Origin of the sequence: Mucilaginibacter sp. (assembly GCF_041660805.1) — a bacterium.
Taxonomy (GTDB): domain Bacteria; phylum Bacteroidota; class Bacteroidia; order Sphingobacteriales; family Sphingobacteriaceae; genus Mucilaginibacter.
Map to the genome: position 1 here is coordinate 39,419 of NZ_JBAZVP010000006.1, position 19,391 is coordinate 58,809.

The window sequence follows — 19,391 nt, forward strand, 5'->3', positions numbered from 1 at the left end:
TTTAATAGGATTTTGGGAGGCGTTTATTTTTTATCATCGCTCAGAATAGCTTCGCCGCTTTGAGCGTTTTGCAAAGCATCCGGGTCGATTAAATAGAGGTATGAATTGTATTTAAGCTTCGCCTTGTTTTTGCGGATGAGGTCTGCAATGGCAGATGAGGTTGATTGAAAGACCTTGCTTAGCGAGCTCATGATAAACTGGCTATTCCCAGAACTGCCGTCTATGGTTACACCCTGCATGGAGTTGCTCCCCAGGTCTTTCGTGAAATCGCGGAATGCGGATGACGGCACATACAGGCCGGGCAAACCGTCCATATCATAGATATCCAGCTTAACCGGAAGGATTTTCCCATCATATAAAATGGAAGAAATGGTCAGCGTAACGCGCTGTTCGGTGAAACCATTGATCTGTGCGAAAAGGTAAGTGCCTTTTTTGACCAGGTTATTACCTGCCTTAATATCTTCCAATAGTTTCAACCGTAAGCGTGAACCTGCATACCCGGTCACGTTTTCATCGATCACCGCGCTTATAAAGGCGGGGTCCTTTTCCGGCAAAACGGTGTTAAAGTCTGCGGAAACCGCATCAGCCTTTGCAACCGAAAGCTTTATTTGGTTTTGCCTGGCCTTAGCTATCATATCAGCAGCCTGTTTTTTCTTTAGCTCATCCTTGTAAGCGGGGTCATTCTGTTTATTGATGCTATCCATAATGGCCATTTGCGCCCTGAAAACATCCATTGGGTCTTTTTCCTTGACAACTGCGGCGACCGGATGTGAAGGATTGGCCAGTCTTCTGTTCATGGACTCAATCGCTTTGGCCACCTGCCGGTCCTGGGATAAGCCTGTTAGCGGTTCCTGCTTGTTATTGGTATGATTTCCTGTACCAAATTTCAACCTCATGGCTTGCTGAATGGAATCAAGCTTATTCTTTTGCTGTTCCGAATAATCGTTGTTAAAGGCGGGGTTACTGGAATTTTCGCGGGGGATCACATTTACGGCTGTCAGGCCATCGGCCTCTTTGTAGGTACTGCGATAAGCATCGAGTTTATCCGCTAACTGCTTTTTGCGCACATCAGCCGAAACCTGGCCTACAGACCCGTTCAGCCCTATGGTTTCTTTAACGGTGGCCTTTGGTTTTGAAAAACCACTGCTCCAGACATAAAAGAAAAGGCACAAAAAGGGTAAAAAGACGAGCGGCAGCACATATTTGGGCTGCTTAAAATCAATTTTCATAAGTTCTATTTTAGTGATTGGTGAATTTTGGACAGGCGGGAAAGAGCGCTATCCAGTAAGGTACTATCATGGGCAGAAAGCTGGCTTTTAGCGGTCAGGCTATCCACCAGCTTTTTAAGGTTCATGGTTTCGCGGATATTCCCGGTGGCCTGTAAGATCTGGCTAAATCCATCCTCCACAGGGTTGACTTTTTTAACTACAGCTACCCCGGTTTTATCGGGTTTCCGAAAGACGGTAAATGACAACACAAATGATAAAGCCAAAAGGAAGATCATGCAGCCCCAAAAAAACTTTGGATAGGCAGCCACCAGCCTTTTGGCCGCGTTCCCGGCAATCGCAAAATAAGTGCCAAATTCCTTATGTATTTCGCTGTACAGGGTATCCCTGGGATCCCTGTTAGAATGTATTCTTTTCCACATCTTGCAGGTCTTTATTTTCAAGGGTTTTCCAGTTCAGGATCAGTACGCCGTGCGGGTTGTTATCACTGCGCGGGATATCTTTCAGGTAACCTTCGGTGATCAGGGAGCGAACAACCGTAGAGCTTCGGCGGTCAATTTTGAGTTTACCGTAATAGCGAAAATAGTGTTTGGGCATATCCACCGAGATGGAATCCGTCTGTAGGGTCAGTACAGAGCTGGAAGAAAGGATCGAGTTGAAAAACCCATTCTCCTTCAGGTTATTATACTGCTGCATCCCCGATTCATCTACGAGGTACATGGCCTTTTTCATTTGGTACTCCATATAATTATCATCCGGCGTTAAGGAAAAGAAAAGGGAATGAAAAAGGTCAACATCTGCCCTGTATTCAGCAGGGCGGTTCATCTGTACATCAGTTTGTTTGGCCAGAATGGGGATATTATTATCCAGGATATAAATGCTTTTTTGTGCATTTGAAACCATCTTATATGCATAAAGGCAATTCATGCCGACGATGGCCAGCGAGGTAAGCAGGCTGCCGGCCGCGATGAATGTCGCCAGCCTGATTTTGGCTTCAATATTTTTGATGATCATGATTATTGGCGTTAAATAAAAAAGGCCGGCCCGCAATCGCGGGTCAGCCTGACATTAAAGGGAAAAGGAAAACAAGAAGATCTTAGAAGAAACTGCCCGTGGCCTTGCGGGCCATACTCGCAACGGTTCCGGCACTACGGCCAAAAGTAGAGGTGGCCGAACTGATACCGGAGGTGGAGATGATCCACGTTGAGATACTGGGAACGGTGAACATACAAATTGCGCCGATCAGGAAAACAATGATCACCGTTCCAAATGAAAGGATGCCGTTTCCGGCAAACCATGCCATTTTTTCCAGGTTGGCACTCATCCCGTTTTCGCCCACAAGCTCTTTGTATTTACTGATCTCCGAGGTCAGTGCATATTCCTGCATCAGGCCCGTCAGGTACATGATCAGATAGCCGATGCCGCTGTATAAGTTGACAGAAATAAAACGGGCGATCCAGGTGCTGAAACTATCGCGGAAGGCCGGCAGGATGCTTACGGCGACTGCAAAAGGGCCCAGAATAATCAGGATAGAGGAGTAAATAATTTGTATCATAAAGATGATATAAACTGCCAAACGCAAGATCCATATCCCCAGCAATTCCAGCAATTGCGTAAAGAGCAATTGCATTCCCACAGTAAGCCGGTTCTTTAATTCCAATAAGGGTGAGACCACGCTGCTGATACCTTCTTTTACCGTGCTGGTTACGGAATCCCATGCTTGTCCGTACCAGGTATCGCTTTCCTTTTCCGCCACCTCCGTTTGTGCCTGGTAAGTATAAAGCGAGTTGGCAACGGCCAGCATCAGGCTGGAGCGGTTTAACCTTAAGTTATTGACGATCGTCTGTTCACTGTTAAACATCTGCTCCGTTTGATTGGTTACCAAATCGGTTGGGAAGGCGATCATTTTAACGAATGGGCCCCACCACAAAATTACCATGGCCAAACCAAAGGGCCGCATTAATGGCATGATCTCCAATTGCTTGTCACCAACCATCATTTCATAGGACTTGATCGCAAAAAAAATGATCATAAAAATAGCGGCAAGCGCTTTAGCATCGGTAATAAAGAGGTCAAAATGTGTCCATATGGAATCTTTCAGGCCTTTTAAAAACACCATGACACCGGCCTCGTAAACTCCGTCACCCTGTAGGAATTGCAGTGTTTTGGTATTATCCGGATTTGGGTTGGATTGGGCGAACAAAATTGTTGTACAGAGACAGAGCAGAATAGCTAAGGATAATTTCTTTTTCATTGCAGGTGTTGTAAAACTTGTTTGGCGATCTGGATGTCCGTTTGCGGCGTCCAGTTGCTGACTACCACCTGACCAGCTTGTAGCTTTTGCTGCTGTGCGGCCATATTTATGGTGGTTTGCGCGGATGAAGTACGAATGGCCCAGACGCCGGCAAGCCTGCGGTATTCCATCAGGTACCGGTGATAAGCCAGGATGCGTGCGCCACGATCCATAGTGGTTGAATGTGCGGCATCGACCCGTTCTTTCAGCATATCCAGTTCATTTTTGTACCAGCCATATAAACCTTCAGCAACCAATTTAGTACTGACCTGCGGGGAAAGGCCGGCTAAAATGGAAGCCATTGAATTATTCAGCACAGGTTTCAATTCATTTTTGTAGTACAATTGCCATAAGGGATCGACATCCGAAACAAGGCCGGTTTGATTGGCAATTTCAGATAAGGCCGTATTCCGCACAGTATCGGATTGAAGTTTATATTTATTATCCGTGGTATTCATGACCCCGACCAATGCCAGGCGCTGGGTTTGCGGGCCGGTAGCACTGAGGGGACGCAAATCCTTTTTATGATAACTCGGATGAAACAAGCCCCAGGTCAGCCAGTAATATGGGTTGAGACTGAGAAAGCCTGCCTTAGGTTCAAATTTATTTTTGTCCCATTGCAGGTAAACCATGCGTTCCTGCTGGTAGCGAACGGCCTTATCCTGCGCGGGCACCTGCCCGGAACAATGCTGTATCAGGGAAAAAAGTATAAATGGTAATGGTATTAAGAAGTTTTTCATGATTCTTTATGATTTTAAATCGTACTCAGGAATTCATCCGGCTATCCCGAATGGATAATTATTGCCTTAAGTATTTTGCGTTTTGAATGATCTGATCAACGATCCGGATATCCTGACTGATGAAATTGGCAAATGGATTTAAAGAAGCTATAACACCCCGTTCCTTTGCCCAATACATGGCTTTCCAGGTACCATAGGCTAAGCCATCCAATATTTGCAGCTGGGTGATCACCTTGCGTAATAACTGGTCACGGGCGTTATAGTCGGCGAGTACGTTATTGCCCTCCTTGAGCACATAACCCGAAACATCCGTCACCAAAGCCAAAGACCTCGTTCGCATTTCAGCGGCCATGTTCCCGGCAAATACCAACAGATAGGGTTCGCTTCTTGCCATTGCCAATGCCTGGTTGATATAACCGGTCATATCAGCAATGATCACTGCAATGTTTTTAACGGCAAGTCCATCCTTTAAAGCGGAATTAACATTGGAAAGCCCTTGATAGATCATGGTTTGGGCCAGTACTACGGAACCAACATTGGTATTCAGATCGTTGATATTATTATTGATCTTTCCGAGATACTGGTCATGGGTAACCTCTGCGCCACTTCTGACCGATGCATTTTGGGTAACTGCAACAAGGTGCTGATAGTCGATCACGTATTCCTGGGCCTGTACCCATTGAAAACACAGAAGCAGCAAGCCGGTTATACATAAGTTTTTCATTTCAGGTATTTGGCATTTTGAATGATCTCGCGGCCAATAGACTTATCGGCGTCAATGAAATTCTGAAAAGGGTTTGCGGCCCTTAACAGGGAGGCGATACTGGAATACTGCATCATATTGAGCATATTGCCTGACAAGTCCTGGATATTGCTTAGTTCGGCGATCACATAATCAAAGAGCATCTTTCGGTCGGCAGCTTTCATTTGGTTTACATCGCCAAGCGCCAGGGTGAGCCCGGTCACGTAGGCAACCAGGCTCCTTGCCTGGCTGGTAAATTGAAGGGCCGATTGATAACCGATAGCAATTAAAGCAGGGTTTTGCTGAACTAAGCGGATGATCTGCGCCTGGTTGTTAATGATGCGGCTTACCATTGGTGTTGCATAAATACCGATGTCCGCGATATTTATTGCGGTGCCGAGTGTATTATACCGCTGTTGCAAAGTGCGGTACATGTTTTTCGTTTTCGTTAATAAGGTAAGGTTGGCCTGCTCATTTGCAGTAGCAATCGCCTGTTGATTTTTGGCCTTTACCTGCAGTTTGTTTTCGGATTCAGATTCATCAACTAACTGGTGCAGGGCGGGAATGTTCAGTATTTTATGCTGCGCAAAGGAGGTTGTTGCACCTATAAGCAATAGGGTAATTAATAGCTTTACAGTCTTCATGATATTATTTGATTTTTTCATCATTTTGATGAAATACCGTCCAGCCGGGCCTGTCGGTATATCCGTAAACCTGAAGCTTGCTTGCCCAGGGAAATTCCTCCTCCAATAGTTCGTAGGCGCTTTCAGGCTTTTCAGACCGGGACCTGACCGTTCCGGGGAAATGTGAATCCGCCATTTTGGTATAATGATCAGACAGTTTTGGCATATTCCCTTTATGATAGACCTGGAGGAATTCAACGGTCTTTTTATCGCTGCCCATTTTCCATTTCGGCCTTACCCACATAAATGAGCCATGGGAAGTATAACCCTGGCGGGCCATATACTCCCTGTAGTCCGAAGTGAATTTCCCCGGCACCCAAACAAAGACTAAATGATCTCCCCGTGTGGAATTCCTGAGTATTTGCTGAATGAATTCAAAGGCCTTAATAGATCTGTTCAATTTCGGAGGTATGTTATCGGGAAGGATGATACTCCGTGTTCTGAAACGATTAAAATGTTTCCATGGCGGGCAAACCATGATGAGATCGAAATTCATGGTTTAAGGTATTTAGCGTTGGATAATACGTCATTGGCGATCCGCACATCCTGGTTCTGCCATTCCGACCAGGGGTTCAATGACCGAAATATGCCGTTGATCTTAGCCCAGTACATGGCCCTGTCCATACCATAGGCGATACCGCGCAGGATGCGCATTTCATCAGCGATGTGGTTAAGCATTTTGCCGCGCTCGCCGGAATCCATCAGATTATTGCCACCTTTAAGAACAAAGGCGCTGACATCTGCAGCAAGGATGGTTGCCCGCGCTTTAAAATCACGGGCACCCTGTTCGGCAAAAAGCAATAAAACCGGGTCGGATTTCGCCAACATGACAGAGGACTCCACATCCTTAATAATGTCAGTACCGCATTCAGCGATCTCTTTAATAGTGGCCAGGTTATTAATGACCGAGGCTACCTGGCTCAGCCCCTGATAGATCCTATTTTGCAGGTCGTTAACGATCACCAACTGACCGGTTACGGCCAGCTGGCCTTTCTGGATGAGGTCAAGTTTGTTATTGGTCGTATTCAGCTGCCCGTTGATCACACCCGCATTTACGGCGATGGCAGCGGATACGGCAGGGTCAATCGTCAGGGTCTGCGCATAGGCATTGCAAATACCCAGGCAAAGGATAATAGCTAATATTGATTTTTTAAAAAGGTTAATTTTCATGGCTGCTGTTTTTGGTTAACCTGTGAGATGAAAGCAGGTAAAGATTTCCCGCTTTCTTTGAAATCGCTGATAAAGGCATCAAGGCCATCAGGATAAGAGCCGAATCGGCTGGTGTAGCTTTCCACGGCTGACTTTTCCGGTTTTTCTGTCGTATAGGTCAGGTATTGCTGCAAGGACACTTCTACGCCGTAAACCTCCCCGACAGCGCCACGCCGGATATAGACTTCTTTAAACCGGCCACGATTTTCTGTATTGTCAAGCTGGTTAATGGTAAATATCTTCCGCCTTTCGGTTTCATTGATAGAAAGCAAGGCAGCGATATCATTGTAATTATCCTTGAACTTCGTTTGGTCCAGCAGGCAGATGGTATCGGAATTATTGATGATACTATCCTTTACTACCGCATTTCCGATAATGTCCCCAAGTTCCTGGGTAACGACAATGGCCTCGCCCCAAAATTTCCGGACAGTTTTATAGAGGTACAGGAGGTAGCCTGCCATAAGCGGGCTGGCGATGGCCTTCCATGCTTCTTCGACCACCAAAGCTTTGCGCCTGTTCGACCGGTACCGCATTTTCTGGATGAACACATCCATAATCGATAACGTGACGAGTGGAAAGAGGGTCTTGTTCTCCTTGATCGAATCAATTTCATATACAATGAATCGCTCGGTAAACAGTGATTTATCGGTGTCCTCATTCAGTAACCGGGCAAACTCGCCGCCTTTGTAAAACTTTTTAAGGACATATTTAAACTCGTCAAAATCAAAAACGATCTTTTCTTCGGTTTTGATTTCAGGGACCTTTGTTAAGGCGAAGTCATAAAAGGTATTGAAGCTTAAATCGCCATTATCAGTAAAGAACTGGCTGTAATAAGCTGATATCACGTTGGCGATCACATCGCGTTCCACCGGGCTTAAATTTCCTTCTGCTCCTTTCCAGGTTACCCCGATCAGGGTACAGAGAAAATCTTTCTTTTCTATGTTGTATTCCGCCTCGGTGATACGAAACGGGTTCATGGTTATTGGGTTTTTATCTGTATAGGTGATATATTTCCCTTTATAATAGGCACACAAGCCCGAGTAAGAGTGGCCGGTATCCACGATGACCATATCCATATTATAGAGCATGTACTGCTCTATAAGGGCATTCATAAAGAAGCTTTTGCCGGAACCGCTCGGCCCAAGTACAAATTTGTTGCGGTTGTTGATGCGTCCAGTACGCATGGGCAGATCGGCTGGGTCCATCCCTACGGGGATACCCTGGCGGTCTGTAAACCTTAACAGGAAATCAGAAGGTTCATCCCTCGGCAGTGATTCCTTAAAGAAAAAGCAAACGGCTGCATCGCAGGTGGTAAGAAACCAATCATATTCCTTTAACTCTACGCTGTTTCCCGGCAGCGCGGTGCGAAATAGTTCTAGCTGGTTATAGGCATTTTTGCTGGGGATGATCCCTAATTGAAAAAGAGAACTTTCAATGAAATTTACCGCCTTTTGAATGGCAGTAATCGGTGCGGCCACCAGGATATTAAAATGGCAATTGACCAGCAATTGGCTTTCGCGGGCGACATCATTCAGCAGCAGGTCGATATCCTCCACGCATAATTGATTGGCGGGATCGGGTATACCGGCATGTCTTTTCTTTTTTTGCTCCAGCTTACGGAGGGTCGTTACCTGGTTTGGTATTTCGATAACCTGGTTATAAACGATCACATCCACACCGGGCACCTTAAAGAGAAAAGACATGAAATCCACGGGAAAGCCGCGCATGCTTTCCTTATCGTTTAATTCAATATGAGATGATACATCGGGCGGCAGATCAATGCTGTCAATGTTAACCAGGCTGATGCAGCGGACCGATCTTTCGCCCATCCTGATCTCCGTTTCCGAGGGGGCAAGATTATCAAGGACAATATTGGGGCTGCCAAAGTCCATGCTCAGCACCTGCAAAACCAATTGGTTTAATTGCCCTTCGTTGAGCGCATTGGCGGAGGGCAGCACATCCAGTACTTTTCCAATGGCCTGCCTGAAGTCCCGCAGTACACGGCCATCATAAACATAAAACGCGCCTTTTTTTACTTGGCGCGTGATGGTTAAATAAGTGGCGACCTGCATACATTCCCGCCCGTTAAAATGAGCGTTGTACTGTTTTTGCAGGTATTCCGTGGCAGGCGGGCCTTTATAAGGAGACCGGCTGATGATATCCTGCTTTTGCAGCAGGTAACCATCGCCTAATATTTTGACGAAATTAATAAGCAGGTGGTGAAATTCCTCGTAACCTGCCGGATAAGCGGAGTAACGGATAACGGGGTTTACCAGTTGGATGACAACAGAACATTCGCCGTTAAGGCCAATGAGCAAATCGTATTCCCCGCCTTTATCCACCCCCGCATAGGGGATGTTAAACAAGCTTTTTACGGCCATAATGATTAAGGATGTAAGTGTTTGAGGTACGGCTTTTGGAATGAAGGCCGCCTTTTTGTTTGCTGGCGGTAAAGAGTAGTCCGCCGACAACAAACCCGATCAGTACCATGGCGCCGAGCCACATATTGACCAGTGACATGGTTAAAGCCCCAAAAACAAGCCCGGTTAGCAGGGAGGCGATTCCCCAATAAATGAACTTGCCTTTGAAGCCCTTGAATATAAGGGGCCGTTGCAGCCCCTTATAAACAGGATACTTCCTGGCCATGATTACAAGCCGAAGAAAGCTTTGATCACCAAAGCAGAAACCACGAGGAAGACACAACTGCCACCCCATCCCATCAACTCTTTGTTGATATCCTGGTCACCCGAATTCCACTTGGAATAAACGCGGATGGCACCAACGATACCAACGATACCGCCGATCACCAAAGTAATATTGGTTACGGGGGCTACGTAGGTTTTAAGGGTAGTTGTTGCAGTGTTCAGTCCGTTAACACCGCTTTGTGCGAACACGGGAATGGACAGGGCCAGCAATACGGCTGAAGCCCATAACTTTTTTGTTTTTGAAAACATTTAAGTGGAGAAAAAATAAAGGCGGAGATCTTTTAGAGCCAGCGGGGAAGCAGGCCGGTTATGCTAAAAAGAGCGTTCAGATCACGAACAACGCCCCGGTTATTTCACCCAAGAGATGGCAGAATAAAGGCTGCCGATTAAATCCAAGAAGGATTTAAAATTGAAGAATTAAGGACAGGAATCTTTTAGTGCTTCGCGGGATGAAGCATTTGGAAAAACAGGCATTCAAATTCCGAACAATGCCCGCAAAAAAGGACCCGACAGGATCATAAAGAAAGATGCAAAAAACCAGGCGGCAACGGCCGAATCTATCCGGTCCTTACCCATCTGCCAGTTATGGTAAATTCTGAGCCCGCCTAACAGGCCGAATAAACAGGCGAGGACCAAACAAAAATCAACGGCAGAAAAAAAGGATGATGATAGATCTTGTTTAGCCTGCTGCATCTCTGCGATGCCGGGTTGAGCGAATGCCGCTGCTTTGAAAAAACAGCAACATGCTAACAGGAAAAATTTCATTCATTAGAAGCTAACGGATTTGATGTACTCGACCGATTCCTCTCGGGCGAGATTGAAAAGCTGTTTAAGGCTCACACCACCGGAAAAAGCAATAGAAGATTCCTTACCGGAACCTGTTATTTCTTCCACAAGTGATTTTACAGGGTGGATATCCTCGACAAAAGTAAGTTCATGTTTATCGTTGGCGGTTCCACCGCGGTTTGAACGCAGAAAATCCCAGAATATCAGGGCCGCGTAATAGCTGGTATAGATGCCAAGCATCCAAAGAGCGAATTTAATCCAGGTCATAGTGTTGTATTTTGTAAGTATTGTTTGATGATGGTTTTGAGTTCGGGATTGGACTCAAACAGGTATTTAACCGCGAATGCGACAAATTTGGTAATATCAGTACCCGTAGCCACTTTAAACTTGTTCAGCAAATCCACTGTCTGCGGATCAAACCGAACGTGCACCATTTGGGTATGATTACTGTTATCATAGGCATACAACGATCTGGCTATAGTATTATGTTTGAGAACCGTACCCGTCCCACTTTTTCTTTCTATAGCCAGTTCTACAGGGGAGGGCTGATCACTTGCAGGCGGCTCTTCGTTCGATTTCGCCGCCGGTTGCTTTTGTTGTCTGCGGTCACAAAGGACGACTATTGTGTAATAGGCTGCGTAGGTACAAAACAATCCGAGTAAAAATTTCAATCGTGTCATAAGTATGATTTTTGAATAAATTGTTTAATGATCGTTTTTAATTCGGGATGCGCCCCGATAAACTGCCTGACGGCATAAGCAACGAATTTGGTAGCGTCCACACCAGTTGCTATTTTAAACTGGTTCAGGAAATCTACCGTTTGCTGATCAAACCGAAAATGTACCATCGTTTTATGGTCGCTATTATCGTATTCGGTCAGCACCTGAAGTATTGGCGCACCCTCCGAATTATTCTTCAGCAGCTTTTCAGTTTTGACAGCTTTTTTTCCGGTACTTTTCGGTTTACTGCCTTCTTGTTTTTCACTGGGCTTAACCATTTGCTCACGCAACTGGTCGGCTAATGATTTCATTTTTTCCATAGGCGATCGGCAAATATGTCTTCAAAAACAGGAGTGATAATCCCATAGAGGGACAGCGGCGTCTGGAAGGTGGTAATCCTTTGAAAATCGATACGATCCGGAATGGCCTTAGTGATCTTGCCGAATTTGGAGAGCTGTTCGTTCACCTCGCTCATAATCTCAAACTTTACATTGGCTTTGATGCGGTTTGGAATAAACACCACCTCTACATTGGGATTAACCTTTTTAAGGACGACTGAGAAAAGCACTGTTGACTCAAAGGTGAACTCATCATAAGCAAAGGGGCAGATGACCAGATCAGCGGATTTAAAAACCGGTATCAGGCCGTCATCGTCCAGCTTGCCGGGCAGATCTATTAAAATTGCGTCTTTCTTATTTTTTGTCAGAACAGGAATTAAAGGGGGAAAGCTTTCCAGGTTAGCCGGTAACACATCATACGGCTCCTCGTTTTCCAACACCTTTGCCTTTTCAAATTTCTGCGATATGGATTGTTGATAGTCCATATCTATAATAGTAACCGGCCAGTCTTTAGCCAGGCTCAGGTAGTTTCCTGATAAGACAGTAAGCGTACTTTTTCCTACGCCGCCTTTTTGATTGCCGAATAAACAGATCATAAGTTTTCAATGGAGTAATAATTTTTATGGCCTAACCGCTTAACGGGTATTGGTCCGGGCCTTCTTTTGTCTCCGGCGCTTCATGCCAAGCACTTGCTGATCATCTACATCGTCGGCAATCATAATAGGTTGAATGTGAATCGGCTCCGGGGAATATTCAGAATAATAGGTTATGGCATTCTCGTTTAAATAATCATGCAGGTCAATTGTTGGCGGATAATTTAATTGTTCAATGTTGATTTTGTCGTTCAACAGCATTTTAAGATGGAGTATTTCACTTCCTTTAAAAACCTGTTTGGTGCTATGGTCGATGACCGTATAGCCGTAGGGCACTTTTCCTTCAGGTGAGTGAAATACAAGATCAAGCCCGTAAAGCGATTTCATCTGCCCGACAAAGTCAGCGTTACTTTTGTGATTATTAAACAATGCTTTGAGGTCAGCTATTCTTGCTTTGTCGGGCTTATAGGATTGTATGCCCTTTTGAAGCTTTTGCTCGTCCAGGTAATCCCGGCCAAGAAAACCCTGATTTTCCAGGATCAGATAGAATTGTGCTTTTGTACTAAACCGGTATTGAAGGGCGAAATCGTAGCCCAATACCTTGTTGATATTCCGGACAGCCCGTATCTGTTCGTAATCCCGGTCGATCTGTTTTCCGTCCTTACCCACGCGCGAACTCACAATATGAACGTGGTTATTATCTGTGTCTTTATGAAAGACAATAAGATATGGCTGGTCACCATATTTCATTTCTTTCATCCACATGACCGCGGCTTTTGTGAGTTCCTGTTTACTGTAATTACGGCCGGCAGCCGAAATGACGGCATGGAACTGCGTATTTTTGATGCCTTTATTTTGTGCTGAAACCATCAGCAGATAGTTTACCAGGTCCTGAGGGCGTGGATTATGGAGTGCCTGGGTAGCGCCAAAGTTGGCGATCAGCATTAGCTCGCCTGTATTCCGGTCAACTTTATTTGTATTGTACTTTACACCTGCAAATGTCCTGGAAGGTTTTTCAAGAATGTGCGCTATCATGGATTATAGTACAATAAAAAAACTACCTACCGATCCTTTTACCTGCAAATCAGCAGATCCTTAAAGTTATTAATCAGGGGATCCTGGTAGCGGGTGATCCCGATAGCAACCGATCCGCATCTACTTAGATCGACTAATCCAATAGTCTACGAATCTGAAAATCTACCGATCTACTAATCACTAAATCTTGCGATCAAGCGATCTCACGAGAGGTAATCTTACAATCTCCTAATCTGCTAATCCACAGATCTCACGATCTGCTAATCCCGCGATCTGCCTGGCATCAAGTCGACAATCGTCTTACCGTCAGAATGGCAAGGGTCAAAGGCCCATTGCCCTGATTATTTTCCGAAGTGAAACCTCAAATTTTTGCTGAACCTGGATGTACTCGTCAAACAGTTGATTGAATTGGGTAATGATCGCCGGATTTAATGCACCTTGCAATCTAAGTGTGTTCGCATGTTTGGCTAACTGGTTGATATTATTACCAATCCGGGCCATTTCGGCACCCGCGCTATCAATGTATTTGATAAGCTCCCGGGAATTGATCACGGTTTTTTTTGCATCGGATAAAATACGCATCCTGATCAGGTCTGTTTTAGAAAGGGCCAGTGCTTTTTCAAGACCAGCTATTTCCATATACTCTTCTTCTGTAAACCTGACGTTAATGAACTTAGTTCTTTTACCCTCCTTTAATTTCGGTCGCCCATTCAGCTTCTTTAAGTCAGCCATAGTAAAAACGAGTTGCGAAGTTTTTTTATCTCCCCCCTGGAAGGGCAAGAGACTTTTTGTGAAACAAAAAGACATCTTGCCGTTGCAAAAGCAACGGAATTATCCATAAGCAAATTGGTGATTCAACCATGAAACCGTAGATTGGGTGGCTCTGTCGCGGTCAGTAATACGATGACATCGTTAGATTTGATGATGCTCCGGTAATGTTGCCCTAAACGATCAAAATTAATCGAGACATCCCTGGGATTAATAGTTGTGCCATATGGTAGGTCACATAATATCAGATGATGGAGTATCAGGAAACTAAGCCATGACCTCCAGGCTGTCGCCCTCAATTACAATATTCGGTATTGAACAAGCGTTAAACTCATGAACCCTACCTTTCAAAGGGAATTCTAACGTTTGCAAAGAAATCTACTTGAGTTTTTTGCAGCATCTCAGGCACTTTTAGCTGTGCCTTGATCTTATCGTTATAATCGTTAAAGCCCTCATAAATCGCCGAACGGTCAGTCGCATAGGGTAGTGCTTTGATAAAATCACGGCTGGCCGCCTTACCCGCCTTATCCCGGTCAAAATAGATATCAAGCGATGAAAAGGCTTTTGCCCTGACGATTCCTTGGTGTAATAAAGTTAAGGTGTTAAGCACAATAATGCTGTGGTCAGCGTCCTGGTTTTCAAAACGCCAGCTTAGGAAATCTATAAAACCTTCAAAAATAGCTGCTTTTTTGGGGTGACCGGGTATAATGGTTATTCCTTTGTGGCCCATGCACCCTTTAAAGTAACGGTTCCGTACTTCCCATGAGTTATTTTCGTTAAGCCAGCCCGCTGCGAAATAATGCTTGCGGACATCACTATCATCTTCGATATAGTAATATACTTCGCTTAGGTAGAATTTTGCTACATCGTAAACACCACGGCTTTTAAGGTAATCTGTTATGGCCGGATGAACACCTAGAGGTTTTACCCGTTCGACGACATGATGAACTTTCATGGGTTTTCGAGGACGTGGCACTCTATGCTGAACCTTGTCCAGTGAACAAACCTGCTGTATCTTTTTAATGACCTCGTTAAAACCAAGGTTTTTCCAGTAGGCCAGGCCAAAATCAATGATGTTGCCGCCTTTCCCTGCGCCATGATCAAACCATACGCCCAGGTCATCATTCACACTAAAAGATGGCAGGGTATCGGTGTCCCTAAGCATGCTGATGTACATTTTTTCCCGTCCGCGTTTGGGAACGGGCTGGTAGCCCAAACGGCTTAGCAGGTCAACCAGGGAGGCCTGCTCTTTGAGCTCTTTCGCTGTTAATAAATTAGCCATAAATGATTATTTTGAAGTAAAAAAAGTAGCCGGAGGTAAGCGGTGCTTTAGAAAAGTCATACTTGCCGGCAAAAAATAAAAGACGAATACAAAAAAATTATGAAAATAGTCCAGGAATATTTTTCTGAGTACCGGCAGCGGGTATCGATCCCGATAATTCATTTCTGCCGGTATATATAAAGAGTCGGAATTACTCGCGTCGGATCCTACGATCCGGGCCCTCGCCTGCCTTCGCGCTTTCGGGTATTGCGGCTTTACGCTCACCTTCGCGAAATTTCCGGTTGTTGGCCGGATAATGTTTCATTCCTGTATGTCAAATAACGTCCGTTGCCATCTCATTTTGATTGTAGTATCAATGATTTGGTGAGAGCAAAACAACAGCGTTTTGGGATGGCCAAAAAGTTCAACTTTTTATTGCACCCCTGTTGCACCCCTTGCGCCCTATTGATAATTAGATATTTACCAATGTATATTTTATAAAAAAAAGGCCAGCGATTTCCCGTTGACCTTTCCTGTCGATGTAGTGGTTAATTAATACCCCTTGATTGTGGCAATTAATTTTTCAAGGGCTTCGATGGCAACTTCTTTATCATGCTGTTCCATATGGTAGGTGCTTTTTCGCATGCTGTTCCAGGAGATACGTTTGGATTTTTCGGTGGAGAGAAAGGGAACAATTGAACGGAAGATCAGACTTAGCGAGCTTGCAATAATCAGCCGGGTGTCGTCGGCAGCTTTTAAAATGATGCCGATCTGGTCGACGCTCAGCTTACAGAATATTTTAGTGAGCACATTTCCCTCAGCGGCAGGGCTATCTTTTCCATCGCCGGTAACAATCAAGCCAAAGCGCTTGATAATGGCAGCTTTCAAATCCTGTATAGCCATCAGGATATTTTCGCCGGTAACCGTTAAGGGCTGATCGTCCGGATAGGCGGCGAGGTTTACCATGGCCTGGCGTTCCAGTAAAAGGAGCGCATCATAATAATGGTTGACAACAACGTTTAATTTTCTGGAAGATAATAGGAAAAATGTGCCCGCTTTTAACTGACGAAACACTTCCTGGAGGTCTTCCCGGAATCGCAATTCAATCGTAGTCAATTGCTGGACCTGTATAGCAGCAACATCAGTTTGCTGCGGGTTGAGGGTAAAATCGACGATCTCGTCTAACCACGCATATGGGTATTTATTTGTGAATAATGCCTTTTCCATAACCACGCTCCATTCTAGCTCATTGCAAAAATTATTATTTGTTCCGCAAATTTGGGCAGAAAAGGGGCTGACTAACAATAGGTAAATTCCCTCATTTGACATAATAAGTAGAAACCACTATACTAAAATATCAGGCATTAAATAGCTTATGCAGCAGGGCAATCTTGTTATTAGCCTCTGTCTTTTCGAAGATGTGCTGGATATGGTTTTCAACAGTTTTGCCTGCGATGAAGAGCTTGGTTGAAATCTCTTTGTAGGTTAATCCCTGACGAACGAGCAGCACAATCTCGATCTCCCGGCTGGTCAATTTATAATAGCGGCACATTTCCTCAAAGACTTGTGTGCCCTCACCAACCCTTGCCAGTTCCAACAAACGAGTATACTCCAGACGGGCATTTTTAATGGAACGCCAGATAACAAGGATGGTTATACCGATTATTCCTGTATTGGTACACACGACTTCTACCAATTGACTGCTTTCGACCAGCCCAAAAAACGATAACGACGCCCAGGGTGTTATGGCGCAATACATAGCTATTTCCTCCAGGTATTGATGCGCGTTGCGTTCCTGCTTGTGTTTACGCCTGATCGCGCGAAACATGACATATAGCAGAACCATGGCATAAATGAAAGGTACGATCATCCCATATTTTAGGTTGAGATGGCCTTTTATGGCGAAGTCAACGATAAAAAAAATAATATAAGGCAAAAAAAGAAACAGGGGTACTCCAAAATAAGCATGCCAGCGAAGGGAAGGCAATGCAAAGGCCTTGTAAAAGTAAAAAGGGAAATAAGAGGCCATCAGGAACCCACTGCCGTAAGCTACCATGAGCTGTACGCTGACCGGAAAACCGATGTTAGGGTCAGGGAACAATCCGCCTGTGATATTATAAAACAGCATGAGGAACAGCAGGATCAAGTACCATTTGCGCTGCTCGTCCTGCGGACGGAACAGATAATAAAACAATTGAAAAAGGAACATGCCCGTTTCCAGGACGATAAATAGGAAAGTAACAATATGAATTTGCGTCCCGAATACCAGCATGTCAATATTAGTCGATTGTTCGCTTAAGAAAATACAGCGTGTAACCTAAATCCAATTGGTCATAAATCTCGAAAGCGAATTTTTTATACCAGGCAAGATTGCTAATTGTGGATGTTTCCAGAAATAAAGGCAGACCGTTTTTTGTCGCCGATGCGATAATATCAGCTAAAAGCAGGCTCCCTTGCCCCGCATGCTGTGCCCTTGGATCAACGCCAATAAACCATAAATAAGCCATGGGATGTTTTGGCTGGATCTTTCTGATCAGGCTTTCACGTCTCAGCGCTTTGAAAATACCAGCGATGCCAATAGCCTGAAAGATTAGTTTAACATCTAACCAAATCGCTAAAAGAGAGAATTTTTTTAAATGCGGGTATAAAATTAAAGCGCAGCCGTCTTCTTGTTCAGTTATCCAAACGTCGCCAAACTTTAAACACATTTCAAAAGAATATTCCACCAGCGCACGAAGGCGTTTTATTTTATAATCATCTTGCTGTATGATATAATTTACACTTTGGTTGTCCATGAAAGATTGTGTCAGTAATCGAACGACCAGCAATTTTTCCTTGCTTGTTGCTTTAATCATATCTAATTTGTTTTATTATTCTAAATTATGTAGGGAAAAACATCTTGTTGACCTTTGCGACCATTTTTAATAAGAGTTCCCGGACTGCATAGCCGGTAAATTGATCTCCACTATAATATAATTTGTTCATACTTCCATAGGAAATATGTTCTTGCTTTTTGCTCATAAAGTGATTTGAAAAAAACCTTAATAATGCGGCTATGTTTTTCATAGCAAAAACATCCTCTTCATACAAAAGTCTTATTAATAATGCCAGTTGGGCTACCGTCAGCTTTAACTCGATTTTATCTGGTAGCTCAATCTCAGACATTTCAAGATGGACCGTTTCGTGCTTGATATATTCACCTAGCCAGCTTTCCAATTGGCTATTTATCGGTTGCACCTTCGGATCGAAACTCATGGATGTCATTACCGGCATGGATTTAAGGACCAGCAATTGTTTCATTAGCATCGGCAGCTGATCCTGTGGCCGGAGTGATAATTTTCTAACTTCTATAGTTTCCTGGTACCACTGGAAAAAATTGTGATGATTGAAATTCATATAGAATAGCGCTTCTGTAACAATTTGAGTTAGATCACGGTTGTCTGTAAAATCAGTCGTTACCGCTATCGTTTCGGTAAAAGAAATGAGGTATTCGGCAGATCGGTAGTTAAGTAGAGAATCAGGCTGCATCATAATAATGTCTCCTAAATAATCGCAGATGCAAGCCCTTAATTTAACATCCAATTCCACATTTTGCAGTGTTGCGCTGACTTTTTCTGCGGCTTCGGTCATTCTCTTTCTTACGGTGGAAATAGCTGCGTCAGGTAATTTGCCTCCATCATCAATATAATTAGTAAAATATTGAAGCTGAAAATCTTTTAATCCTAACAGGCATTCCAGCAGAAAATCAGGGACCTTTAGTAAAGGATAAATTTCCTGCGCTGATGTTTTTTTGCTGCTTTCAATCTGCTTATACAGGCTATCTGCCGTTTCCAATATGATTTGTTGTTGAAACCCGATATAGCGTCTCATGACATGATCTTTAACCGGACTAAACAACAGGTCAGTCCAGCTTTTTTTTATCCGAAAGCATTCCGTACTTATACGGGCTTTCTGCTCATTCTCGTTTTCCAAAGACGGCTCACTTCCATTTTCAATCTCTAATAGATATTTAGCCGCCATTTGCGCCAATAGCTTCATTTCATCCTTTAGCATATTACTTTGATTATCTAAAAAATATCATCCTTTACACTCTTAACTTATCCCCATTTTGTCGGCTATTAAAATGTGTTGGCCCGCTGACAGTAGTCAGTACGGTGATTGTCGTATTGGTTGGATCTCCAATTATGGTATCAGTTGGGGTATCGGTTGAATTGATACCCGACAAATGATTAAAGCTGTATAGCTTATTTGTTTTCTTTTTGAAGTTTTTTACAATTAAATTTTTCATAGCGA

25 protein-coding genes are annotated in these 19,391 nt (G+C 44.1%); all 25 read right to left on the minus strand.

The features are described from left to right. Positions 1 to 23 precede the first annotated feature (23 nt). The 25 genes from traM to WC743_RS10555 all read right to left on the minus strand — a co-directional run bounded on the left by traM (position 24) and on the right by WC743_RS10555 (position 19,386). On the minus strand, positions 24 to 1,229 hold the full coding sequence (traM, locus tag WC743_RS10435; protein ID WP_373011915.1) for a conjugative transposon protein TraM: 1,206 nt from the start codon (positions 1,227 to 1,229) through the stop codon (positions 24 to 26). 5 nt (positions 1,230 to 1,234) lie between these two features. Further along, positions 1,235 to 1,648 carry a hypothetical protein gene (locus WC743_RS10440; RefSeq protein ID WP_373011916.1) on the minus strand — a complete coding sequence of 138 codons (414 nt, stop codon included), beginning with the start codon at positions 1,646 to 1,648 and terminating at the stop codon, positions 1,235 to 1,237. After that, on the minus strand, positions 1,626 to 2,240 hold the full coding sequence (traK, locus tag WC743_RS10445) for a conjugative transposon protein TraK (protein WP_373011917.1): 615 nt from the start codon (positions 2,238 to 2,240) through the stop codon (positions 1,626 to 1,628). Before traK ends, WC743_RS10440 begins: the two co-directional genes overlap by 23 nt. 82 nt (positions 2,241 to 2,322) lie before the next feature. Then, entirely contained in the window at positions 2,323 to 3,480 is a 1,158-nt protein-coding gene (locus tag WC743_RS10450; RefSeq protein WP_373011918.1) for a plasmid transfer protein, read from the minus strand. Further along, the gene (locus tag WC743_RS10455; protein ID WP_373011919.1) at positions 3,477 to 4,259 is read right to left on the minus strand and encodes a hypothetical protein; all 783 of its coding nucleotides are present in this window, start codon (positions 4,257 to 4,259) and stop codon (positions 3,477 to 3,479) included. Before WC743_RS10455 ends, WC743_RS10450 begins: the two co-directional genes overlap by 4 nt. Before the next feature lie 58 nt (positions 4,260 to 4,317). Continuing rightward, entirely contained in the window at positions 4,318 to 4,983 is a 666-nt protein-coding gene (locus tag WC743_RS10460; protein ID WP_373011920.1) for a hypothetical protein, read from the minus strand. Further along, positions 4,980 to 5,645, minus strand: a complete 666-nt coding sequence (locus tag WC743_RS10465) for a hypothetical protein (protein ID WP_373011921.1) — start codon at positions 5,643 to 5,645, stop codon at positions 4,980 to 4,982. Before WC743_RS10465 ends, WC743_RS10460 begins: the two co-directional genes overlap by 4 nt. A gap of 4 nt (positions 5,646 to 5,649) precedes the next feature. After that, positions 5,650 to 6,180: an MT-A70 family methyltransferase gene (locus WC743_RS10470; protein ID WP_373011922.1), complete on the minus strand. Its 531-nt coding sequence runs from the start codon at positions 6,178 to 6,180 to the stop codon at positions 5,650 to 5,652. Continuing rightward, complete coding sequence (locus tag WC743_RS10475; RefSeq protein WP_373011923.1) at positions 6,177 to 6,854, minus strand: hypothetical protein; 678 nt, start codon at positions 6,852 to 6,854, stop codon at positions 6,177 to 6,179. The genes WC743_RS10470 and WC743_RS10475 overlap by 4 nt, the downstream gene beginning before the upstream one ends. Continuing rightward, the gene (locus WC743_RS10480) at positions 6,851 to 9,274 is read right to left on the minus strand and encodes a TraG family conjugative transposon ATPase (RefSeq protein ID WP_373011924.1); all 2,424 of its coding nucleotides are present in this window, start codon (positions 9,272 to 9,274) and stop codon (positions 6,851 to 6,853) included. Before WC743_RS10480 ends, WC743_RS10475 begins: the two co-directional genes overlap by 4 nt. Further along, positions 9,252 to 9,539 carry a plasmid transfer protein gene (locus WC743_RS10485; protein WP_373011926.1) on the minus strand — a complete coding sequence of 96 codons (288 nt, stop codon included), beginning with the start codon at positions 9,537 to 9,539 and terminating at the stop codon, positions 9,252 to 9,254. Before WC743_RS10485 ends, WC743_RS10480 begins: the two co-directional genes overlap by 23 nt. A gap of 2 nt (positions 9,540 to 9,541) precedes the next feature. Continuing rightward, complete coding sequence (locus tag WC743_RS10490) at positions 9,542 to 9,847, minus strand: DUF4134 domain-containing protein (RefSeq protein ID WP_373011927.1); 306 nt, start codon at positions 9,845 to 9,847, stop codon at positions 9,542 to 9,544. 225 nt (positions 9,848 to 10,072) lie between these two features. After that, complete coding sequence (locus WC743_RS10495) at positions 10,073 to 10,363, minus strand: DUF4134 family protein (protein ID WP_292945167.1); 291 nt, start codon at positions 10,361 to 10,363, stop codon at positions 10,073 to 10,075. Between the two features lie 3 nt (positions 10,364 to 10,366). Then, a complete protein-coding gene (locus tag WC743_RS10500; RefSeq protein ID WP_292945164.1) occupies positions 10,367 to 10,651 on the minus strand; it encodes a hypothetical protein in 285 nt (94 codons plus the stop codon). After that, positions 10,648 to 11,064 (minus strand): hypothetical protein, encoded by a 417-nt coding sequence (locus tag WC743_RS10505; protein WP_373011928.1) that lies wholly within the window; start codon positions 11,062 to 11,064, stop codon positions 10,648 to 10,650. The genes WC743_RS10500 and WC743_RS10505 overlap by 4 nt, the downstream gene beginning before the upstream one ends. Beyond that, positions 11,061 to 11,423, minus strand: a complete 363-nt coding sequence (locus WC743_RS10510) for a hypothetical protein (RefSeq protein ID WP_373011929.1) — start codon at positions 11,421 to 11,423, stop codon at positions 11,061 to 11,063. Before WC743_RS10510 ends, WC743_RS10505 begins: the two co-directional genes overlap by 4 nt. Then, positions 11,411 to 12,037: a ParA family protein gene (locus WC743_RS10515; RefSeq protein ID WP_373011930.1), complete on the minus strand. Its 627-nt coding sequence runs from the start codon at positions 12,035 to 12,037 to the stop codon at positions 11,411 to 11,413. The genes WC743_RS10510 and WC743_RS10515 overlap by 13 nt, the downstream gene beginning before the upstream one ends. 39 nt (positions 12,038 to 12,076) lie before the next feature. Then, positions 12,077 to 13,069 carry a relaxase/mobilization nuclease domain-containing protein gene (locus WC743_RS10520; RefSeq protein WP_373011931.1) on the minus strand — a complete coding sequence of 331 codons (993 nt, stop codon included), beginning with the start codon at positions 13,067 to 13,069 and terminating at the stop codon, positions 12,077 to 12,079. Between the two features lie 321 nt (positions 13,070 to 13,390). Then, positions 13,391 to 13,801: a plasmid mobilization relaxosome protein MobC gene (mobC, locus tag WC743_RS10525; protein ID WP_292945151.1), complete on the minus strand. Its 411-nt coding sequence runs from the start codon at positions 13,799 to 13,801 to the stop codon at positions 13,391 to 13,393. A gap of 376 nt (positions 13,802 to 14,177) precedes the next feature. Further along, complete coding sequence (locus WC743_RS10530) at positions 14,178 to 15,119, minus strand: toprim domain-containing protein (RefSeq protein WP_373011932.1); 942 nt, start codon at positions 15,117 to 15,119, stop codon at positions 14,178 to 14,180. Between the two features lie 531 nt (positions 15,120 to 15,650). After that, positions 15,651 to 16,325 (minus strand): hypothetical protein, encoded by a 675-nt coding sequence (locus WC743_RS10535; RefSeq protein ID WP_373011933.1) that lies wholly within the window; start codon positions 16,323 to 16,325, stop codon positions 15,651 to 15,653. 130 nt (positions 16,326 to 16,455) lie between these two features. Next, positions 16,456 to 17,370 carry a response regulator transcription factor gene (locus tag WC743_RS10540; RefSeq protein WP_373011934.1) on the minus strand — a complete coding sequence of 305 codons (915 nt, stop codon included), beginning with the start codon at positions 17,368 to 17,370 and terminating at the stop codon, positions 16,456 to 16,458. 7 nt (positions 17,371 to 17,377) lie between these two features. Then, positions 17,378 to 17,953, minus strand: a complete 576-nt coding sequence (locus tag WC743_RS10545) for a GNAT family N-acetyltransferase (protein ID WP_373011935.1) — start codon at positions 17,951 to 17,953, stop codon at positions 17,378 to 17,380. Positions 17,954 to 17,978: 25 nt separating this feature from the next. Then, entirely contained in the window at positions 17,979 to 19,151 is a 1,173-nt protein-coding gene (locus WC743_RS10550) for a hypothetical protein (RefSeq protein WP_373011936.1), read from the minus strand. A gap of 31 nt (positions 19,152 to 19,182) precedes the next feature. Continuing rightward, complete coding sequence (locus WC743_RS10555) at positions 19,183 to 19,386, minus strand: hypothetical protein (RefSeq protein WP_373011938.1); 204 nt, start codon at positions 19,384 to 19,386, stop codon at positions 19,183 to 19,185. Positions 19,387 to 19,391 lie beyond the last annotated feature (5 nt).

What these genes read in the sequence shown, in the direction of transcription:
- WC743_RS10535 (WP_373011933.1), bottom strand. Translation starts at nt 16,325, where the DNA reads ATGGAAAAGGCATTATTCACAAATAAATACCCATATGCGTGGTTAGAC.
- WC743_RS10485 (WP_373011926.1), bottom strand. Translation starts at nt 9,539, where the DNA reads ATGGCCAGGAAGTATCCTGTTTATAAGGGGCTGCAACGGCCCCTTATA.
- WC743_RS10495 (WP_292945167.1), bottom strand. Translation starts at nt 10,363, where the DNA reads ATGAAATTTTTCCTGTTAGCATGTTGCTGTTTTTTCAAAGCAGCGGCA.
- WC743_RS10530 (WP_373011932.1), bottom strand. Translation starts at nt 15,119, where the DNA reads ATGGCTAATTTATTAACAGCGAAAGAGCTCAAAGAGCAGGCCTCCCTG.
- WC743_RS10440 (WP_373011916.1), bottom strand. Translation starts at nt 1,648, where the DNA reads ATGTGGAAAAGAATACATTCTAACAGGGATCCCAGGGATACCCTGTAC.
- WC743_RS10555 (WP_373011938.1), bottom strand. Translation starts at nt 19,386, where the DNA reads ATGAAAAATTTAATTGTAAAAAACTTCAAAAAGAAAACAAATAAGCTA.
- WC743_RS10455 (WP_373011919.1), bottom strand. Translation starts at nt 4,259, where the DNA reads ATGAAAAACTTCTTAATACCATTACCATTTATACTTTTTTCCCTGATA.
- WC743_RS10475 (WP_373011923.1), bottom strand. Translation starts at nt 6,854, where the DNA reads ATGAAAATTAACCTTTTTAAAAAATCAATATTAGCTATTATCCTTTGC.
- WC743_RS10470 (WP_373011922.1), bottom strand. Translation starts at nt 6,180, where the DNA reads ATGAATTTCGATCTCATCATGGTTTGCCCGCCATGGAAACATTTTAAT.
- WC743_RS10480 (WP_373011924.1), bottom strand. Translation starts at nt 9,274, where the DNA reads ATGGCCGTAAAAAGCTTGTTTAACATCCCCTATGCGGGGGTGGATAAA.
- WC743_RS10510 (WP_373011929.1), bottom strand. Translation starts at nt 11,423, where the DNA reads ATGGAAAAAATGAAATCATTAGCCGACCAGTTGCGTGAGCAAATGGTT.
- WC743_RS10490 (WP_373011927.1), bottom strand. Translation starts at nt 9,847, where the DNA reads ATGTTTTCAAAAACAAAAAAGTTATGGGCTTCAGCCGTATTGCTGGCC.
- WC743_RS10460 (WP_373011920.1), bottom strand. Translation starts at nt 4,983, where the DNA reads ATGAAAAACTTATGTATAACCGGCTTGCTGCTTCTGTGTTTTCAATGG.
- WC743_RS10545 (WP_373011935.1), bottom strand. Translation starts at nt 17,953, where the DNA reads ATGATTAAAGCAACAAGCAAGGAAAAATTGCTGGTCGTTCGATTACTG.
- mobC (WP_292945151.1), bottom strand. Translation starts at nt 13,801, where the DNA reads ATGGCTGACTTAAAGAAGCTGAATGGGCGACCGAAATTAAAGGAGGGT.
- WC743_RS10465 (WP_373011921.1), bottom strand. Translation starts at nt 5,645, where the DNA reads ATGAAGACTGTAAAGCTATTAATTACCCTATTGCTTATAGGTGCAACA.
- traK (WP_373011917.1), bottom strand. Translation starts at nt 2,240, where the DNA reads ATGATCATCAAAAATATTGAAGCCAAAATCAGGCTGGCGACATTCATC.
- WC743_RS10550 (WP_373011936.1), bottom strand. Translation starts at nt 19,151, where the DNA reads ATGCTAAAGGATGAAATGAAGCTATTGGCGCAAATGGCGGCTAAATAT.
- WC743_RS10450 (WP_373011918.1), bottom strand. Translation starts at nt 3,480, where the DNA reads ATGAAAAAGAAATTATCCTTAGCTATTCTGCTCTGTCTCTGTACAACA.
- WC743_RS10500 (WP_292945164.1), bottom strand. Translation starts at nt 10,651, where the DNA reads ATGACCTGGATTAAATTCGCTCTTTGGATGCTTGGCATCTATACCAGC.
- traM (WP_373011915.1), bottom strand. Translation starts at nt 1,229, where the DNA reads ATGAAAATTGATTTTAAGCAGCCCAAATATGTGCTGCCGCTCGTCTTT.
- WC743_RS10505 (WP_373011928.1), bottom strand. Translation starts at nt 11,064, where the DNA reads ATGACACGATTGAAATTTTTACTCGGATTGTTTTGTACCTACGCAGCC.
- WC743_RS10540 (WP_373011934.1), bottom strand. Translation starts at nt 17,370, where the DNA reads ATGCTGGTATTCGGGACGCAAATTCATATTGTTACTTTCCTATTTATC.
- WC743_RS10520 (WP_373011931.1), bottom strand. Translation starts at nt 13,069, where the DNA reads ATGATAGCGCACATTCTTGAAAAACCTTCCAGGACATTTGCAGGTGTA.
- WC743_RS10515 (WP_373011930.1), bottom strand. Translation starts at nt 12,037, where the DNA reads ATGATCTGTTTATTCGGCAATCAAAAAGGCGGCGTAGGAAAAAGTACG.